This window comes from Actinopolymorpha sp. B17G11 (assembly GCF_040196095.1).
Taxonomy (GTDB): Bacteria; Actinomycetota; Actinomycetes; order Propionibacteriales; family Actinopolymorphaceae; genus Thermasporomyces.
Genome location: NZ_JBEFTW010000016.1, coordinates 20,583 through 37,767, shown reverse-complemented (window position 1 = coordinate 37,767; position 17,185 = coordinate 20,583). Strand labels below are relative to the sequence as shown.

Genomic DNA, 17,185 nt, shown 5'->3' with positions numbered 1-17,185 from the left:
ACCGCGAGCATCGCGGACCGACCTGGCGAGGTTCTCACAGCCCCTGGCACACGACGTACGCCTGGAAGCGGCGGTGGGAATACGTCGACCGACGTAGGTACGTGGCAGCCGGGTCGGCCGTGGTCACCATGGGCCGGCCTCCCCTCTACGCGTACAGCATCGTACGGGTTAGCACCTCGGGCCCGGCACGCCAGCTTTCCACGGGTGCGGCGGTTGTCACGGCTGCCTTGTCGGGTGGCGCGAACGCCACTGGTCGACGCTCAGGCGGTACAACACGTGCGGGCGCAGTGCATGGCGTGGGAAAGCCGCGGGTGGTCGAAGTCGTCCGCCGGATCGTGCGACCGCGTGTTCGACACTGCCGTCATCGACCGATCGTGGTGATGCCGACGCTGGTGAATGCGTACGCCAGAGCCGCCTTCGCCGCCTCGGTCGCATAACCTGGCCCATGCGCTGCGGGCAAATCGGTACGCGATCTCGAACGCGGGCGTGAAGTGAGCATCGAACGTCTGGTAGAGCAGCCCCGCGCAGCCGATGAACTCACCCGTCTCAGCCAACTTCACAGCCCACATACCGTGCCCGCGCTCGGAAGTCCCGGCCTCTATGACGATGACGAACCCGTCGCGCTGCTCGCGGGTCATCGTTGTCGAGGTGAGGCGGGACAGAGGGGTTCGATCGGTCAATCCAGTCGGCTGCTGTCCATGGTCGTCCTGCGCTCCTGTTGGTAATCCGGTTAGCAAGTCGGAGCGGCGGAATAGCCGAGGAACCGGGGAGGTTGGAGGCGATCATGCGCTATGGAATCTATGTCCCGTCGTTCGGTGCGTACGGCGACCCGGCCGTCCTCCGCGACCTGGCGGTCGCCGCCGAGTCCGCAGGTTGGCACGGCTACTTCATGTGGGACCTCATCAGTCCGGGCCAGTATGACCCGCCGGTCGCCGACCCGTGGGTAGTGCTCGCCGCGATCGCCCAGGCAACAAGGACCATCCAACTCGGGCCGATGGTCGTCCCGCTACCGCGACGCCGACCGGCGAAGCTCGCACTGGAGGCGGGCACGCTGCAGTCTCTGTCAGGGGGCCGGCTGATCCTCGGCCTCGGAACAGGTGTCGGGTGGGACTACACGAACCACGGCGAGTCAGCGAAGCGCTCTGAGCTCGCCGCGCGGCTTGACGAGGGCGCCACGCTGATCCACGCGCTGCTGTCTGGTGAGCCTGTCGAGCACATCGGGACGTACTACAAGGCCACCGGCGTCCGATTCCCGCCCACGGACGTCCCTGTGTGGACGAGCGGGTTCTGGCCACGAAAGGCACCCGTCCGTGGCGCGCGGAACGCCAACGGCTTGTTCCCGCAGATGCGTGACAAGACCGACGACTTCCGGCTGCCAACGCCGTCCGAAGTCCGCGGGATCCGCGCCGAGTTCATCCGAGCCGGCGGTCACGCCGACGGCGACATTGCGATCTGGTCGCCGAACAACGCCGCCGCGCCGGCCGCCGCACCGGCGAAGGAGTACGAACAAGCCGGCGTCACCTGGTGGTTCCAGGACGGCTCGGAACTCTCGCCGGATGATCTGCTCAAACGCATCGCCAACGGCCCACCGGCCGGCTAGCACCACCGCTTGCGACCAAGCCGCGGCAGGCCATCGGCATGCTTCAGCGCGCATTCGACGCGGGTGTGCCGGTCGCCTGGGTCACCGCCGACGAGGCGTACGGGCAGGCCAACTACCTACGTGCGTGGCTGGAAGAACACGACGCAGCCCATGTGCTGGCCACCAAGTGCAACGACACCGTCATCACAGGCGCTGGCGGCGATGGGCGGGTCGACGAACTCATCGCACAGCTCCCGGCTCGGGCATCGCGACGCTTCTCGATCGGGGCGGGCGCGCACGGGCCTCGCACCTATGACTGGGCCCGGACCCCGATCCGGATCGGCTGGCAGGCAGGCCGCGGCCACTGGCTGCTGGCCCGCCGATCGATCAGCGACGGCGAGATCGCCTACTACGTCTGTTACGGCCCACGCCGGGCAACACTGGCCGATCTGGCGCGGGTCGCCGGATCACGGTGGCGAATCGAGGAATGCTTCCAACAGGCCAAGAACGAGGCCGGACTGGACCATACCAGGTACGCACCTACCACGCCTGGTACGCCCACATCACCCTCTCGATGCTCGCTCTCGCCTGGCTAGCCGTCACGAAAGCCCCTGCCATAAAAGGGAAACCAGCCCAGCAGAACAAAACATGATCAATTACACGCTACCGGAGATCCGCCGACTCCTCGTCAATCTGATCTTGCGACACGTCCCCGAACCCGATCACATCTGGGGATGGTCACACTGGCGACGACGACGCCAACACCAAGCCCGCGAAAGCCACTACCAACGACGAGGACATCCACTCCCACAAGTGCCGTTGCAGTATTAGGTCAGCCGCGACGGCTGGCGTAGGGGTTTCACCGCGGGCGCGGGCGGTTGTCCCAGAGAAAGTCGACGTATCCATCCGGTACGTCGATCCCTTCGTTGAGCATCCAGTGGACGCGGCTCGAGCCGACGAGCGCCAAGGTGATGCGGTAAGCGCGGACGACCACGTGCGCGGAAAACGTCCCGTTGAGACCGGAGAGATACTCGGCCAAGAGATCCCGCTGCGTGCTCAGCGCCAGGTGGGCAAGGTCAGCCCCTACAGGCGCGAGCCCGAGAGTCCCCCAGTCGAGCGTCGCCGTATCCGAGCCGTACGCCCGCAGGTTCGCCTGATGAAAGTCACCATGAGACAGAACCGGAGCAACCTCTGCCAGCTCGGCGAGGAGGTCGTGACGTGCGTCCCACAAGCACTTCACCCTGTTGTCTGAGCGGACGTTCGACCAGTCGAGATCGGATGCTTCGATCCGCTGGGACAGCTGGTGCCCGCTCAGCCATGCCACGTTCGGCGGCTCGGCGAGGGCCTGCCACGCGCCGAGCTGACGAGCTGACGTACGCACGTCCGCGGGCCTGTCGCCCACATCCTCGAGGTAGATCGTCGACCCGGACACCCCGTAGCACCGCGGGGCGCGCAGGCCGGGGCCGGCCGGCAACACACCCGAGCCGTAGGCCAGGAGCTCCCGCTTCCAGTACGTCCAATGGGACGGCTCGCGAGCGCCATGCCGGTGCCTACCCGAACTCAAGGGACGGAACGTCTTGCGGATGACCCTGAGCTCGTCGAGTCGGCGGCCGTCGCGCTCGCGAGTCTGGATGGTCAGCCGTGCGACCGCTGCGGTCGCCGCGCCGGTACCGCCATGCATCGGGTGGGTGGTGAGGTTGACGACGCTGCTCGTGTCCCGCCCCGTCAGGTTGACGAGCACGGACGCCGGAATCTCCACGGACATTGGACGCCTCCCGCGTCGTGCCGTCAACGAAGTAGTCGCTGGACAGGCTCTGGAGGTCCGAGGCTGGTCGGAGTGGTCGCCGCTCGGACGTACTCGATGCCAGCTGGCCACCGAGCGACGTGCTGGGCACCATTGTCCGCGTCGTAGCTGACATAGCTCACCTCGTCGATGCCCACCGCGACAAGCGTGAACTCGCCCACCACGGGTTGCCACCCGATCTGGCTGGCGACCGCGTCGGCATAGCGCTCGTGCACGGCACGTTCGTTCTCGCGGCGTACCGAGCCGCGCACCTTGATCTCGGCCGCCGGCTCTGGGCCGGTCACCACGCTGTGGAGCAGGATCCGCGAATCGCGATGCAGGTCGTGTGCCTTGGTGGACGTCCGCATCATCGACAGGTACAGGTCGCCATCCATGAGCAGCGGTTCGACGCCACTGATGCGTGCCGTGCCGTCGCGTCGGGTCGTGCCCACCAGGAGCACACCGGGCTTGATGAGTTTCCCGTACGCAACAGTGGCGAGCGCAGGTTGACGCTCTGTCAGCTCAGACCAGTTCATCGATCCTGACTACACCTCTCCACCGACAGGGCGCTCTCTCCATCGACGCGTAGGCTCGGCAGATGAGGTTCGCCGGCATTCGGACGCGTTCTGCCGGACCGGATGATGGGGACTTCATCTTCGCGACCCGACGAACGACGTTCCGTGCGTACGTGGAGAGGATCTCGGGCTGGGACGACGCCCAGCAACGCGCAGCCACCAATGAGGAGCTGGGGAGACTGCCCTTCGAGATCGTCGAGGAGTGGGGCGATCCGATCGGCTATCTGTGCGTTCTCCACCAGGAGGATCTCGATTTCCTCGAGGAACTCGCCCTCGTCCCGCAGGCGCAGGGGCGTGGCATCGGCACCCACCTTCTTCGTCGCATCCTCGAGGAGGCTCATCGCCGGCGCGTGCCCGTACGACTCAGTGTCTTCGCCGACAATCCGGCCCGTAACCTCTATGCGCGCCTGGGTTTCGGCGTTGTCGGTGGTGAGCATCCACGCGTGACGATGGAGTGGCACGCAGGCGACCTCAGTGGGTCATGAAGAAGCCCAGATGCGGAAGAAGTCGCTCGACCGCGTCGATGATCCCTCGTGCTGCGGTCACGGCCCCGTCGGCCTCCTCCTTGTCGGCTCTGTCCCCGGGATGGCTCGGGTACTCCAGTTCGTTGCGACGACGCCGTAGCATGCCGTACGCCTTGAACGGATCACCGAACTGCGCGCGGACCGCCCGCTCCACCACCAGATGTCCGCCGGCGGTGGTCGGACGCAGGCCCTGCTGCGCGAGCAGGGCGGTGCATCCGTAGCGCGCGGCGTCGTAGGCGAGGACGTAGGCGCTTTCGGGATCGGTGTCGACCAGCGAGGCGGCGGTCTGCACAGTACGACGCGCGCGGGTGAGCCATGCGCCCCCATCGGCCTGTGCGCCGCTGACGTCCTGCAGTCCGGCTTCGGCAAGGAACCGCTCGATCTCGGCCTCTCCTGACCGCCACCTGCTCATGGCTCTCCCCTCTCAGCGGGTTGGTCGCGGTCGATCACGGTCACTGTCGGGCTGGACTTGACCTGCTCGACCAGCGCGTCCCCGGCATCCCGCCACCGCTGAACGGATCTGATGGTCGGGTTCACCGCGAATCCCAGGCGCTGCTCGGCCCGCTCTGCCGCCTCGTAGACGCTGGCACGGTCCGGGCGACCCACCACGAGCACGTCCAGGTCCTGGGGCATCGGCCCCGTCTCACCGTCGTACCGCCGGGCCCACGAACCGTAGATCAACACGAGGTCCACCCGCTCAAGCCCGGCGAACTCGTCGGCCACCACGGTGTGCGGCCCGAACGTCACGGTCAGGAGCTGCTGCAACGGCCCGAATGCCCGATGGCCGGTGTTGGCGCGGAGCAACCTTGACCGGCCCACCGTCCGCCCAACCAGCAGATCCGCGTCCACCAGGCGTTGCGCCTCACGGTGCAGCGTCGTCAGGGGTAGTCCCAGCCGGCTGGCCACCTCGGTGACCGTGTAGTCCCGCTCCGGGTGCAGCAGCAGCAGGGTCAGCAGATCGGCCTGGGCCCGGGATCGGAAGATCGGCAGCAGTGGCGGCGCCTCGCTACGCATAACTGGAAGATATAACCCATCTAACGGGAACGTCCAGCGGCGACACGCCAATGCGTCGTCCCGCTACGGGTCGAACGAGCCGCTTTGCCCCGGATGGAGCCGGAAGCCGGCGAGCGCACTGTTGGGCAGACTCTGGTAGAACGCGTTGGCCTCCGGTGTCGACAACAGGTCTATCCGCTCGGCCCCGCTGGCCCTGAACAGCTCACCGATCAGCCGCCGTCCCACGCCTCCTCTGCGGTGGTCGATGGCGACCGCCAGGAAGGTCAGGTACGCATGGTGACCGTCGCTCAGCAGGTGTGCCGCACCCACCACGCGCCCCTCCCGGACCGCGACCCTGGAGAAGACGCCGGGCGCGGCGGAGAGCCGCAGCACCCGGTCAGGATCGGAGAATGTCGGCCACCCCTCGGCCTCGGCCAGGGCGGACACGCCCGAAGCATGCCCTGCCTCGAACGGCATGATCGCGGTCCCAGGTCCAGCTGCCGGCATCGCCACAGGTTGCGGGCAGCAACCGATCCGGCGCAAATGATTATCTGAGCGTCGGGCCAACTCGCGAGGGAGCCCGCCGGACTGAACCCGATCCCTGTCCCGGCGACCGGAACTGTCATGCTCGTGCCATGGACCCAGCGGTCACCACCGAACGCGTCGCGCCGCCCTTGATCGCAGGCGAACGCGGGATGCTGCGTGCCTACCTGGACTTTCACCGCTCGACCCTTGCGATGAAGTGCGACGGCCTGTCCGACGAGGACCTGCGGCGACAGTCGATGCCACCCTCGACGCTTTCCCTGCTTGGTCTGGTGCGCCACATGGCCGAGGTGGAACGGACGTGGTTCCGCCGGGTGATCGCCGGTGAGGACATTCCCCTCGTGTGGTCGCCCGAGGGAGATTTCCAGGTGGCGTACGACGCTTCGAAGGCCACCAGGTCGGAGGCGTTCGACGCCTGGCAGGCCGAAGTCGTCCACTCTCGAAGGATCGAGGCCGAGGCGGAGTCGCTCGACGTGACCGGCCATCAGGCCAAGTGGGGCGAGGATGTGTCGCTGCGACTGGTGATGCTGCACCTGATTCATGAGTACGCCCGCCACAACGGCCACGCCGACTTCCTGCGCGAGGGTATCGACGGGACAGTCGGGGCCTGACAGCAAGGCCAGGCCCCTTTGCGTGGTGTCGTTACTCGTCTTCGCGCAGTTCGGCGAGTTGGGCCCTGCTGATCGTCTTTCGGTCCTCGGTCACCCAACCTTGCGCGACGAGGAACTCCAGGTGCGTCTGGTTCTTGATGTGGACCGCGCCTGCGAACGTGACGGCGAAGATCGCGGACTCTCCTTCGACCTGCACCTGTTGGGCGGGAAGGCCTGCCATGACTGCGTCCTCCAGTTCAGCTGTGGACCCGGGTGGAAGTGGCCCGTTCTTGCGGACCCGTAGCTTCGCCCACGACGTTTCGCCGGGGATCCCGTCGGCGTCGTCGCCGGTGTAGCCGAGGCTGCGTTGGTAGTGCGCGTACGCCGACTTGCTCGCCGTCGTGAACTCGCGGGTCTCGGGCGCGTCGTGTCCCGTCGCCGCCAGCCGCATGTTCATCCGGCCGATGGTGTTGCTCCTGCGACCGATCCGGAAGTGGGCGGCACCGGGGAAGGCGATGTACGGCGACGGTCCTGGTGGCCGGTAGGCCGGCGGCTTCTCCTCGAACGAGATGTGCACGTGGTTGGCGTGCGACTCACCCGGGTAGTCGTGCCAGCCGCCATAGGCGTAGCCGTCCGGGTTGTTCGACTGGATCAGCTGGTCGTAGATGACGTAGTCGATGCCGAGTCGCTTGCGGTTGGCCCAGGCGTACTCCGCGACGGTCTTGTTCCAGCCCGTACGAATCGGTCCCGGGTTGTCAGGACCGCCGCCGCGGGAGTAGGCCATCAGGTCGAGTGCCTTGCCGGCCTTGTGGTCACCGGAGGCGCCGATACCCCAGGCGAAGTAGATTTCGTACCTCGCGGCGAACTCCTCGAACACCGCCTTCGTGTGTGCACGGATATCGCCAAGGTCTGTCTCCAACGGGACACGCCGTGCCATGAGACCCCTCCCGTGTGCCCAGCCGTGTGGCCCAGCAAGGCCATGCCGTGTGGCCCAGCCATCGGCCCTGCCGTGTCGCGATGCACGCCCTGTCATGCACCGCCGCAGAGCCTAGGGGCGTTCGCGGCAGTGATCCAGTTCTGATCCCACCAATCTGGGACATCCGCCAGGTACGGGTTCCACCACACCGCCGACCGACCCGGCCGGACCGCGCTCACCAGGTGTCGTACCACCGGGTGGCGACGGGTTCGGTGATCTCCCGGATCACCTTCTGGTCATCTTCGGTCAGGCGCGTGCGCCACGCGTTGACCAGTGCGGAGCTGTTGCGCCGCAGCACATGCAGCACCGGCTGGTCGGGGGTGACGACGTTGTGGGCGCCGGTGTACTCCTCCACGATCCGCTCCAGATTCCGGGGTACGCCCAGCCCGCAGCGGCGATAGGTCTGGAGCAGAACGGAGTACGGATCGACCGCGAAGTCCTCCATCCGGACGACCTCCGCCCTCGCTCCCGCGTCGAGTTGCACGTTGAGCATGCGGACCAGACAGGCCCAGGTGGCGGCGCCGGCGGGTACGAGGTCGGCCTCCTCCCAGGCGCGCCGCGCGAGGATCTCGGTCACGACCGGATCGCCGAACCCCTCCTGCGCCCGGAACGACTCCAGCGCCGCGCGCGGGTGCATCGACCGTCGTTGCAGGCTGGCGACCCAGGCACAGGGGTGGCGGAGCGTCACCACGATCGGGTTCATGCTGAGCGCATGGTTGGCCCACCCGAGCGCGAGCAGGAGGAACGGATCCTTCACGATCACCGTGAACCCGAACGGACGCAGGGTCCGGATGTTGTCCCGGTTCGTCCGCATGCGCTGGTGGTTGGCGGGGAGCGGCTTGCCGTGACCGAGCCACTGGCCCTCGCCCGTCCGCAGGAACCGCCGCAGGACCTGGGCCGCCGGATGAGCGGTGTCGGACGGGGTGAGGTACGGAAAGCGCTGGGGAACTCCGACGAGCCCCCAGTCGAGGTTCAGCGGCTCGTGGACCAGGAAGGTGTGCGGTGCGTGGAGGAGCAGCCGGCCCATGATCGTCGTGCCCGAGCGGTGCGGGCCGGTGACCACGACGACGTTGCGTAACGGTTGACCCTCCGCCCGTGGCTCGAACCACCGGCCGACCGGCACGGCGGAGAGGGTCCGCACGGCTGCCTGTCGTGCAGCCTCGCGGACGGCCCTGTGCGTACGGCCTCTCGACGTCGACACCGGCCAGAGCTTACTTGACTCAAACCTCTTTACCCGCAACGGATGACAACGCGTGACCCTGGGCCTTCACGAGCAGGGACCATCCGGCTCCCCACCGCATCTTTCGGCCCTAGGACCAGGCGGTGCCGGGCCGCATCGTAGTGATGGCACCCATCGGCGAGGCCGCGACCGGCACAGCGCCGACGCCGGTGGGTGCCTCTCACCTTCTGGCGAACGAGAGCTGTGCGACAGAAAGCCCCTGTTGCTCGAGGAGGTCGGCCGTGGTGGTGGTGGCGCCCGAACGTCCGGCAAGGAAGCGGCGGGTACGCGGGCTCCGGCTGAGGTTCGGCAGCCGTCCACCACGGGCGCGACGCGGGCGGAGCCGGCCTCTGACGCTCCTTCCCCAGGGTTTCATCCTGCTCGGCGTCACGTTCGCGGTCATCCTCGCGCCGGGCGGTTCGATCGTGGGCGGCGTCAGCCGGGTCCTCTGCGCGCTCGGTGTCACCGGTTGGGCAGTGCTCGCCGACCGCTGGGCGGACCTTCGGCCACGGGCGAGCCTGGCGATCGCGTTCGGTACGGCCGGAACCGTGCTCGGCGCAGGGATCGGCATCCCGCACGCCGTGGAGGACGGACTGTCTCTCCGTTCCGCCGCCGGCCTGTGTGCCTTGCTGGTGGGACTCACCGTGCTCGTCCTCGGGCTGATCACGCTGCTGCGGACGATGCCGTTCCGCGCGCGCCTGCTGGTGTTCGCCTGCATCCCGTTGAGCCTGTTGTTCGTGATGACGCCGCTGGTGACGACCGTGGCCGGGGTCAACCCGCCGCCGACCATGTTGGGCCTGACCACACCCGCCGACCGCGGACTCGCCTATGACGACATAGAACTCCTGACCAACGACGGGCTCGTCCTGCAAGGCTGGTACGTACCCTCCCGCAACCACGCGGCCGTGGTCCTCATGCACGACAGTGGCGGCACCCGGTCGAGCGTGCTCGTCCATGCCGTGGCGCTGGCCCGCATGGGTTACGGCGTCCTGCTCTTCGACGCCCGCGGCCACGGGGACAGTGAGGGCGACGCGATGACGCTGGGCTGGGGGCGGGAACGCGACATCGCCGCCGCGGTGACGTTCCTGTCGTCGCGTGACGACGTGGACCCGGCGAAGATCGGGCTGTTCGGCCTCGGCCGAGGCGGTGAGGCGGCCCTCACCGAGGCGGCGTCGGACGATCGCGTCAGCGCCGTCGTCGCCGAAGGGCCCGGCCGGAGGACTCCGGTCGATACCGTCACCCTGCCATTCGGTCCGGCGGGCTGGGCCCAGGGTTTCAACGAGATGATCAGCTACGCCGGAACCGCGGTCCTGCGTCAGGCCCTGCCCCCGCGGAGCCTGCAGGGAGCGATCAGGAACATCGCTCCGCGATGGGTCATGTTGATCGGCGAGCAGGGCAGCATCGACGCGAGTCGCGTCTACCAGCAGGGCTCGCTCACCAACGTGGTCGTGTGGGAGCTTCCTGACACTCCCCCGTCGCAGGCGTACGACCTGCACGCGGCGCCGTGGGAGGAGGAGGTCACGACGTTCTTCGACCGCACGCTCTTCCCCCGCACGGTGCCGCGCCAATAGCCGGCATGGGTGAGGACTGGGAGGAGCAGCCGGCCGTCACCCCGGGAGGGATCGGCGCGCCGCTCCACATCGAGGGAACACGTGTCGTCCTGCCGGTGGAGCGGGTCTTCGCGATCGTCGATGCGGTCGTGGCGATCGCGATGACCATCATCCTGCTCGACATCAGGATCACACCCGGACTCGACGACGGCCCGCTCCGGGAAGAGTTGTACCGCACCGTGCCCGATCTCTGGGCGTTCGCGCTGAGCGTCGTGGTGATCGGTCTGTTCTGGCGGCACCATCACATGGTGATGCGGCACGCCGCCCGGATCGACGCGCCCCTGCTCTGGCTCAACTTCGCGTTCATCGCGATGGTGTCGCTGATCCCGTTCCCGACCTCCGTGCTGGAGGACTACGTGACGAAGCCGGTCGGGCCGACGCTGTACGCGATCGTGATCGCCGCCCTGGCCTCCGTCCTGGTCCTGATGTGGCTCCACCTGACCCGGGAGGCCGGGCCCGCGCACGCGCCGATCACCGGGACCGCCAGACTCCGGCCGCTCGTCATGCAGCTGATCGTCGTCATCGTGTTCCTCGCCTCGATTCCGGTGGCCCTGAGTGCGCCTGCCCTGGCGCCGTACGTCTGGTTGGCCGTACCCCTGCTCAGCGTCATCGCCGTATTCCTCCTGCGCCGACACGACCGGGCGAGTCAGAACCGGGCGAGTCAGAACCGGACGAGACAGGACCGGCCAGGGAACGGCCCGTCGATTTCTGGTTGACCCAACCCCAGGCGCCTGGTTGCATGAGCCGCCGCGTCGCGGCCGTCGACACGGTTCGCGCCCCCGAAGCCCAGAGAAGACAGGCCTTGACCAGCGACCTCCACCACGGCTCCGTCACCAGGCTCGCTGAGCTGATCCGGGGCGGCGCGCTCTCGTCGTACGACCTCGTGACCGCACACCTGGCGCGCATCGAGCGGCTCAATCCGTCGCTCAACGCCGTGATCGAGATCGCCGACTCCGCCGTCGCACAGGCGCTGGAGGCCGACCGCGCGACCGCGCGTGGCGAGGTGACCGGACCGCTGCACGGCGTCCCGTTCACCGTGAAGGACGTCTACGCCGTGTCGCCGGAGACCGCCCAGCTGCGGACCGCTCCCGGAATGCCACCGCGCCCCGACCGGCCGACCGCCGATCGAGACGTCGCGCCCGCCCGGGACTCCACGGCCGTCGCGCGGCTGCGGGCCGCCGGGGCGATCCTCGTGGGGGTCACGAAGGCCACCCTGTGGACCGACCGCGAGGCCCACTACGGCGTGACACACAATCCGTACGACCTCAGCTGTACGCCGGGAGGCAGCAGCGGAGGTGAGGCGACCCTCGTCGCGGCCGGCGTGTCCCCACTTGGCATGGGCAGCGACTCCGGCGGCAGCCTGCGCCAGCCGGCGCACTTCTGCGGGGTGGCGACGATCCGCCCTTCGAACGGCCGCGTGCCCCGCGCGACGGACGCCGACGGGATGTATGACCCCCGCACCGTCGCCGGCCCCCTCGCCCGCACCGTGGCCGACGTCGGGCTGGCCCTGTCGATCATCAGCGGCGCCGACTGGCACGATCCGACGACACTGCCGGTACCGCTCGGCGACTGGCGTGCCGTCGAGCTGGCAAGCCTGCGGGTCGCCGTCCACGCCGACAACGGCCTCGTTCCGGCGACGGCGGAGACCGTCGCGACGGTACGCCGGGCCGCCGACGCCCTCGCCGACGCCGGAGCCCGGCTGACCGAGGTCGTGCCACCCGAGCTCGACCTGGCGTGGGACATCACGCTCGACTACTGGCGCAGGTGCGGTGGCGACGGGGCTCTGCGGGACTACTTCGGGCTCCTCGACCGGTGGCAGGACTACCAACGGTCGGCAGGGGCGTTCATGCGGGCGTACGACCTGATCCTCTGCCCGGTCGAGGCATCCCCGGCGCCGCGGCGAGGAGGCGGCGCCGATGGGAACGGTGGGGGTGGCGGGGACCGCGAGCAACGGGTTCCGGAGTTCACCTACACGGCACCGTCGAGCCTGCTCGGCTGGCCGGCCGCCGTCGTTCGCGCAGGAACCTCGCGCGGCGGACTCCCGATCGGCGTCCAACTGATCGCCGGGCCGCTCCGCGACGACGTGGCGCTCCGGGCGGCGGCCGCCGTCGAGGCGGCGACCGGAGGGTGGCAGCCGGCCGCCGGCATGGTGTGAAGCTCACACGGCTACCGGGACGGCCCCAGTGCCAAAGTCAGGAGGTCGACCGGTCCCACTGCGGCGCGACCCCCGGCTCGATGAGTCCGAAGTCGGGTGCGCCGGTCAGGGCCTGCTCCTCACCGCCTGGTACGTACGTCACGATCAGCCGGAGTGGGCGCCAGCTCGTGTTCAGCGTCGAGTGGTAGGCCGCGGTCGGCACGTGGACCGCGTCACCCTCCCGGATCACGAACGGTTCCTCGTCGTGGACCATCTGCAGCGCCTCGCCGGAGATGACGTAGATGACTTCTTCGGCGTCGGGATGGTTGTGCCGGGCGTGTCCACGGCCGGGATTGACGATCACCTCGCCGAGACTCGACGATGCGCCATCGATGCGCTGCGGCGTCACGAACCACTTGATCGAGCCCCAGTCGAACGTCATGGTGGTCAGTTCGTCCGGTCGGATCCGCACGCGAGCCCCTCTTTCGACGACAACGGTCTCGACAGCCTGCGACGCTCGGTGGGCGACGCTTCGGCACGCGACAGCTCAGCTGAGCGGCGAGGGAGATTGGTCCCCCGGGCGTACCGTCAGACGGTTACCCGGGGGCGCCTTGTTTCTACGGCTTCGGCGCGGCGTTGTCAACGCTCCGCTGGATTCTCGCACGCGACCCTCGCTCCGCCAGATCGCCTGCGCACCCGCGCGTGCCTGCCTATCCCGCATCGCGGTGACCCACGACTCGGGACACTCGCCGGCGATGCCACGCAACTGCTCCGACTCGTCGAGCAGGGCCTGCAGCAACGCCCGCTGCGCCACCAACCGGCGGGGACGTCCGTGCGTATCGAGCAGGCAACCGTGGCGGCTGACGTAGACATCACACCCGTCGAACGGCGCGCCGCCGACCGCCTCCAGGACACCGAACGCTTCAGGCAGGCGGACGCGGTCATAGCTGGGCTCGGTACGGTCCACGGCGGCGAGCTGGACTGGATCCAACCACACCACGAAGGCGTGCCCCATCTCGCCATCGGTGGGTACGGGCGTGGCAGGTACGTAGCCCGGCCGGCTCACGTGCGCGGAGACACCCGCGGCGAGGCCGTGGAGTTCGACGTACGCCATGGGAACGACCAGCGGATCGCGTGCGGAGCGCCCGGCAGGGGCGAGCTTGGCGCGGAGCTGCGCGGGTGCGGCGTTCGATCCGACCGCGACCACGGGCGTGCGGTGCACGAGGGGCGCGACCTGCAACCGGGCGAGTTCGGCGGCAACGGCCGCCCAGGGAATCTCGCGGTAGCGGGGACCGACGACCAGTCCGGATGAGGATGGCGTCGTCCCTGGATAGGCGAGCGGCGAGGTGTACGGAGTCTCCTCGGCATCGCCTGCCCGCGGATCGGCGGCGGTCATGAGTCGACGACCGCGAGTTCAGCGACGATGGTGCGGTGGTCCGTTCCCTGGATCGTGCGTTCCTCCACCGAGACGGCGGCCAGTCCGTCGCCGTGCAGCACATGGTCGAGCTGGATCAGTGGCGGCAGCGTCGGCCTCCCTGCCGGCCAGGTTGGCGCCCAGCCGCGACCGAGCTCCGCGTGACTGTCGACCAGACCGGCGTCCAGGAGCGACCGCATCGGCGCGTGGTCGAGGGTCGCGTTGAAGTCGCCGAGCAGCACCGCGTCCGCACCGGTCTCGGTCGCCTCATCCCGCAACGCCCGCAGGTCGAGGTCCCAGCGGCGCGGATCGCCGGCCGGATAGAACGTGTGCACCGCCACGAGGCGTACGACGTGACCGCCGACGTCGATCCCGGCCGTCACCTGAGGCCAGGTGGTGGGCCGGTCGAGGGCTCGCGCGTCGATCAGCGGCCGACGAGAGTAGAGCGCCGTGTCGGCTTCGGGTCGCACGATGCGATACGGCATCAGGTCCCGCAGACCCGCGCCGTCGAGGGCATGGGCGCTGTCCGGCGTCATCTCCTGCACGGCGAGGACGTCCAGCCGGGCCGTACGCACGAGGTCGACAAGCGCCGCCTCATCGATCCTGCCCTGGTAGGCGTTGCTCGTCGCGACCCGCAGCCTCGGCGCCGTCGCCGGAACATCCCTCGCGTCCGGAACGAACCGCGGAAGAACCACGGCGAGTTCCACCCCCAGCAGGACGGCTGCCACCAGGGCCAGGCAGCGAGCCTTCACCCCGAGCAGAACCAGGGCGACGATCGCCGTACCGGCGGCGACGTACGGCAGGCCGGCCATGGGCAGGGCAACGGCAGTCCCCGCATCGAGTCCAAGGAGCCGTGCGGCAGTCAGAGCCGCGCTGGCGGCGAGGGCGAGTCCGCAACCCACCAGTGCAAGGAGTCGGCGGGGGATCCACGTCGGTGCGGGTGACCCGTGCTCAGGCTCCACCTGCGCCGTGCCCTCCGTCGGCGCGTCGTCGGGCAGGACGGGTACGTCGGCCGCCTGAACGCCCATCCTCGTCACGGCGACCCACCGGGGACAACCGACCCGCTGCCCGGCACGCTCCGCTGATGAGCACGCCTCGTGAGATGACACCCGGTGCTGAGGCCCAGCGTCGTGTTGACGGCGGTCCCGAACAGCAGTTCCGCGCCGTACGTGTCCATGAACGACACCTCGTGGTCGCCGGGACGTTCGACGACGACCGTCGCCGCACCGAACCCACCTCGACGCACCACCCCGGCCACCAGTGAGCGCGCACCAGGCCAGTCGGTGTCGCGGATGGCGCCCGGCGAGACACCCGCGTGGTACCGACGGACTTCCGCGTCCTCTCCCAGTGCTGCGTACTCCCCCACACCGCCGGAAACGTTCGCGAGCTGAACGCGGTTCATCCAGGCGCGGACACCCACCTCATCGACAAGGCTCGTCCGCAGGGCCGTGAGCAGGTCAAGGTAGCCGACTTCGACGTCCTCGATGTCAGGGCGCTTCCGCAACTCGGCAAAGGCCGCCTGGACACCGGGGAGGTTCACTGTCGCATGCCCCAGAGCTCCGGGTGGTCCCCCAGGCCGCGATTGTCGCCCCGAACCATCCGCTCGGGCATCCCACCGACGATCACACTCGTGTTGTACTGGCTGGTACTCCCGTCCTCGAGGTAGCTGGTGTGCCCCGTGACGCCCGACAGGTGCCGCCCGTCGGGCAGGTTCGCCTCCGCCGACGATCCTTGGCCCATCCCCGGCAGATGAGTGGGATCCTTACCGAAACGACCGAGGTCACCCACCGGGTCGTTCTTCGCCTCGATGTAGGTGGCATGCCCATCAGGCACCTTGAGGTCGTCCACATTGCTGGTCCCCACTCCGGGCGACCCGAGGAAGACCGCCTCGTCGACCCCGGTGTTCTGCCGCAGGGCGAGACCTGTCGTCGTCGAGCCGTACGAATGACCGATCGCGGTGACGTGCGCGTCGGAGTCACGCGCGGCGTCGATGCCTTGCAGGAAAGGCGCCAGCTTGGCGGCACCGCGTTCGGCCGCGCCCTGCGTCACCACCGAGTTGGGGTCACCGATCGTCTCACCGATCTGTGGCGCCTGGTAGCCGATCCAGCTCACGGTCGCCACCGAACCGCCGTCTCCATAACGCCCGAGCTCGCCTTCGGTGCGGTACTTGAGCTGCGCCATGTTGCCGTCGTACTGGCCGAGGCTGTCGCCGACATTGGACGTCAGCCCAGGTGTGAAGACGGCAACGTGATCAGTCTTGTCCACGTTCCCGTTGGCGACGGCCGCCTCCGCGCGTTCGGGCGACGTGTCCAAGAGCAGCAACTGGCGCTCGCCCGGCTTCGCGAGCGCGCCCTCGATCGCCTTGATCGACTGGAGCTTCTCGTCGAGGAACCGGAGCCTGGCTTCGACGTCGGTGGCGCTGCCGCCTCTGGCGTGCTGGGTTCTCGCGTACTGGGAAAGCCGGTTCCGCTCCGCCAGCAGCCGTTGTTTCTCCCAGGCGAGCGTCCTGCGGTTGGCCTGGTCGCGGGCGGTGAAGGGGATGCCGTCGCGGTTCCCGATCCAGTCCGGCCGATTCGCGATGATCCAGTTCTTCTCGTCCGCGGACAGGGTGTCCCACCAGCCGGCGTTGTCGCCCGGAGATCCCTTGCCAGGCGGGGGTTCCACGGTCGAGAGCCACCCCCGCTTCACTCCGGCCGCCGCGGCCGCCGCGAGGTTCGTCGCGCCGCCGTCACCGATCTGGCCGGTCGCGACCTTGTGAAGGACGGTGGCCAGGTCGTTGTCGATGTCGCTCGCTCGGCGCAGGATCTGCTCCACGCGGTCCCGTAGCTCGAACCAGATCCGTTCGCGTTCGCGCTGGACCTCATCTCGTCGGTCGGCGGGCACGTTCTGCGGCGGTGCGACATCGGCGATCGCGCCATCGCCGCCGATCGCGAAACCATGCTTGTGGGCAAGGGTTTCGGCCTCTTCGACACCGCTCCGCAAACCGCCGATGGCATCCGCCGCCTTCGCCAACGCCGTCCTGGTCGCGGACACACCCGCGACGAGCCACTCCATCCGGTTCGTGATGTGCTTGCGCGTCTCCTGGGCGGCTCTCGCCGCGTCGCCGATCCACCTGGCCGGCGTACCCATGTCGGAGAACTCGTCGGACAGGCCGAGCAGCCGGTCGGACCTTCGCTTGAGCGCGCGTTCGGCGTCGTCGAGTGGCTTCGGCCGCCACTTTCGTACGTCTCCGTAGGTGACCATCG

Annotated in this window: 19 protein-coding genes and 1 pseudogene; 7 read left to right on the top strand and 13 right to left on the bottom strand. The window is 68.7% G+C overall.

Translation table 11 applies throughout. The features are described 5' to 3' along the window. Window positions 1-260: 260 nt before the first annotated feature. On the bottom strand, window positions 261-638 hold the full coding sequence (locus ABN028_RS17595) for a GNAT family N-acetyltransferase (protein WP_349697321.1): 378 nt from the start codon (window positions 636-638) through the stop codon (window positions 261-263). Window positions 639-784: 146 nt separating this feature from the next. Here ABN028_RS17595 and ABN028_RS17590 point away from each other — a divergent pair, with 146 nt between their 5' ends. Then, a complete protein-coding gene (locus ABN028_RS17590) occupies window positions 785-1,600 on the top strand; it encodes an LLM class flavin-dependent oxidoreductase (RefSeq protein WP_349697320.1) in 816 nt (271 codons plus the stop codon). 11 nt (window positions 1,601-1,611) lie between these two features. Beyond that, window positions 1,612-2,231, top strand: a pseudogene (locus tag ABN028_RS17585) (IS701 family transposase); the annotation flags it as partial. A gap of 207 nt (window positions 2,232-2,438) precedes the next feature. Here the strand turns inward: ABN028_RS17585 and ABN028_RS17580 are convergent. Together ABN028_RS17580 and ABN028_RS17575 are read right to left on the bottom strand one after the other, a co-directional pair. Further along, window positions 2,439-3,344 carry a phosphotransferase gene (locus tag ABN028_RS17580; protein WP_349697319.1) on the bottom strand — a complete coding sequence of 302 codons (906 nt, stop codon included), beginning with the start codon at window positions 3,342-3,344 and terminating at the stop codon, window positions 2,439-2,441. Between the two features lie 23 nt (window positions 3,345-3,367). After that, window positions 3,368-3,898: a pyridoxamine 5'-phosphate oxidase family protein gene (locus ABN028_RS17575; protein ID WP_349697318.1), complete on the bottom strand. Its 531-nt coding sequence runs from the start codon at window positions 3,896-3,898 to the stop codon at window positions 3,368-3,370. A gap of 62 nt (window positions 3,899-3,960) precedes the next feature. Between ABN028_RS17575 and ABN028_RS17570 the strand changes: the two genes are divergently transcribed. After that, window positions 3,961-4,422 carry a GNAT family N-acetyltransferase gene (locus ABN028_RS17570; protein ID WP_349697317.1) on the top strand — a complete coding sequence of 154 codons (462 nt, stop codon included), beginning with the start codon at window positions 3,961-3,963 and terminating at the stop codon, window positions 4,420-4,422. Here ABN028_RS17570 and ABN028_RS17565 read toward each other — a convergent pair. The 3 genes from ABN028_RS17565 to ABN028_RS17555 all read right to left on the bottom strand — a co-directional run bounded on the left by ABN028_RS17565 (window position 4,409) and on the right by ABN028_RS17555 (window position 5,901). Continuing rightward, window positions 4,409-4,873, bottom strand: coding sequence for a HEPN domain-containing protein (locus ABN028_RS17565; protein WP_349697316.1), 465 nt, complete (start codon window positions 4,871-4,873; stop codon window positions 4,409-4,411). The genes ABN028_RS17570 and ABN028_RS17565 overlap by 14 nt on opposite strands. Then, complete coding sequence (locus ABN028_RS17560; RefSeq protein ID WP_349697315.1) at window positions 4,870-5,475, bottom strand: winged helix-turn-helix domain-containing protein; 606 nt, start codon at window positions 5,473-5,475, stop codon at window positions 4,870-4,872. Before ABN028_RS17560 ends, ABN028_RS17565 begins: the two co-directional genes overlap by 4 nt. A 63-nt stretch (window positions 5,476-5,538) precedes the next feature. Next, the gene (locus tag ABN028_RS17555; protein ID WP_349697314.1) at window positions 5,539-5,901 is read right to left on the bottom strand and encodes a GNAT family N-acetyltransferase; all 363 of its coding nucleotides are present in this window, start codon (window positions 5,899-5,901) and stop codon (window positions 5,539-5,541) included. Between the two features lie 188 nt (window positions 5,902-6,089). On the opposite strand from ABN028_RS17555, the gene ABN028_RS17550 reads away from it, so the two are divergent. Continuing rightward, window positions 6,090-6,608 (top strand): DinB family protein, encoded by a 519-nt coding sequence (locus tag ABN028_RS17550; protein WP_349326141.1) that lies wholly within the window; start codon window positions 6,090-6,092, stop codon window positions 6,606-6,608. Window positions 6,609-6,639: 31 nt separating this feature from the next. Here ABN028_RS17550 and ABN028_RS17545 read toward each other — a convergent pair whose 3' ends face one another. Beyond that, the gene (locus ABN028_RS17545) at window positions 6,640-7,524 is read right to left on the bottom strand and encodes a peptidoglycan-binding protein (RefSeq protein WP_349697313.1); all 885 of its coding nucleotides are present in this window, start codon (window positions 7,522-7,524) and stop codon (window positions 6,640-6,642) included. A gap of 214 nt (window positions 7,525-7,738) precedes the next feature. Then, window positions 7,739-8,764: a hypothetical protein gene (locus ABN028_RS17540; RefSeq protein ID WP_349697312.1), complete on the bottom strand. Its 1,026-nt coding sequence runs from the start codon at window positions 8,762-8,764 to the stop codon at window positions 7,739-7,741. A gap of 260 nt (window positions 8,765-9,024) precedes the next feature. On the opposite strand from ABN028_RS17540, the gene ABN028_RS17535 reads away from it, so the two are divergent. The 3 genes from ABN028_RS17535 to ABN028_RS17525 all read left to right on the top strand — a co-directional run bounded on the left by ABN028_RS17535 (window position 9,025) and on the right by ABN028_RS17525 (window position 12,547). Next, on the top strand, window positions 9,025-10,353 hold the full coding sequence (locus ABN028_RS17535; protein WP_349697311.1) for a CocE/NonD family hydrolase: 1,329 nt from the start codon (window positions 9,025-9,027) through the stop codon (window positions 10,351-10,353). Window positions 10,354-10,358: 5 nt separating this feature from the next. Continuing rightward, entirely contained in the window at window positions 10,359-11,108 is a 750-nt protein-coding gene (locus ABN028_RS17530) for a TMEM175 family protein (RefSeq protein ID WP_349697310.1), read from the top strand. An 86-nt stretch (window positions 11,109-11,194) separates the two neighbouring features. Further along, window positions 11,195-12,547, top strand: a complete 1,353-nt coding sequence (locus ABN028_RS17525) for an amidase (RefSeq protein ID WP_349697309.1) — start codon at window positions 11,195-11,197, stop codon at window positions 12,545-12,547. A 37-nt stretch (window positions 12,548-12,584) separates the two neighbouring features. On the opposite strand, the gene ABN028_RS17520 is transcribed toward ABN028_RS17525, so the two are convergent. The 5 genes from ABN028_RS17520 to ABN028_RS17500 all read right to left on the bottom strand — a co-directional run bounded on the left by ABN028_RS17520 (window position 12,585) and on the right by ABN028_RS17500 (window position 17,183). Beyond that, the gene (locus ABN028_RS17520; RefSeq protein ID WP_349326135.1) at window positions 12,585-12,998 is read right to left on the bottom strand and encodes a cupin domain-containing protein; all 414 of its coding nucleotides are present in this window, start codon (window positions 12,996-12,998) and stop codon (window positions 12,585-12,587) included. Window positions 12,999-13,073: 75 nt separating this feature from the next. Then, complete coding sequence (locus tag ABN028_RS17515; RefSeq protein ID WP_349697308.1) at window positions 13,074-13,922, bottom strand: hypothetical protein; 849 nt, start codon at window positions 13,920-13,922, stop codon at window positions 13,074-13,076. Next, complete coding sequence (locus ABN028_RS17510; RefSeq protein WP_349697376.1) at window positions 13,919-14,968, bottom strand: endonuclease/exonuclease/phosphatase family protein; 1,050 nt, start codon at window positions 14,966-14,968, stop codon at window positions 13,919-13,921. The genes ABN028_RS17515 and ABN028_RS17510 overlap by 4 nt, the downstream gene beginning before the upstream one ends. A 5-nt stretch (window positions 14,969-14,973) precedes the next feature. Continuing rightward, on the bottom strand, window positions 14,974-15,480 hold the full coding sequence (locus tag ABN028_RS17505; protein ID WP_349326133.1) for an LppA family lipoprotein: 507 nt from the start codon (window positions 15,478-15,480) through the stop codon (window positions 14,974-14,976). Then, window positions 15,477-17,183 carry an alpha/beta hydrolase gene (locus tag ABN028_RS17500; protein WP_349697307.1) on the bottom strand — a complete coding sequence of 569 codons (1,707 nt, stop codon included), beginning with the start codon at window positions 17,181-17,183 and terminating at the stop codon, window positions 15,477-15,479. Before ABN028_RS17500 ends, ABN028_RS17505 begins: the two co-directional genes overlap by 4 nt. Window positions 17,184-17,185 lie beyond the last annotated feature (2 nt).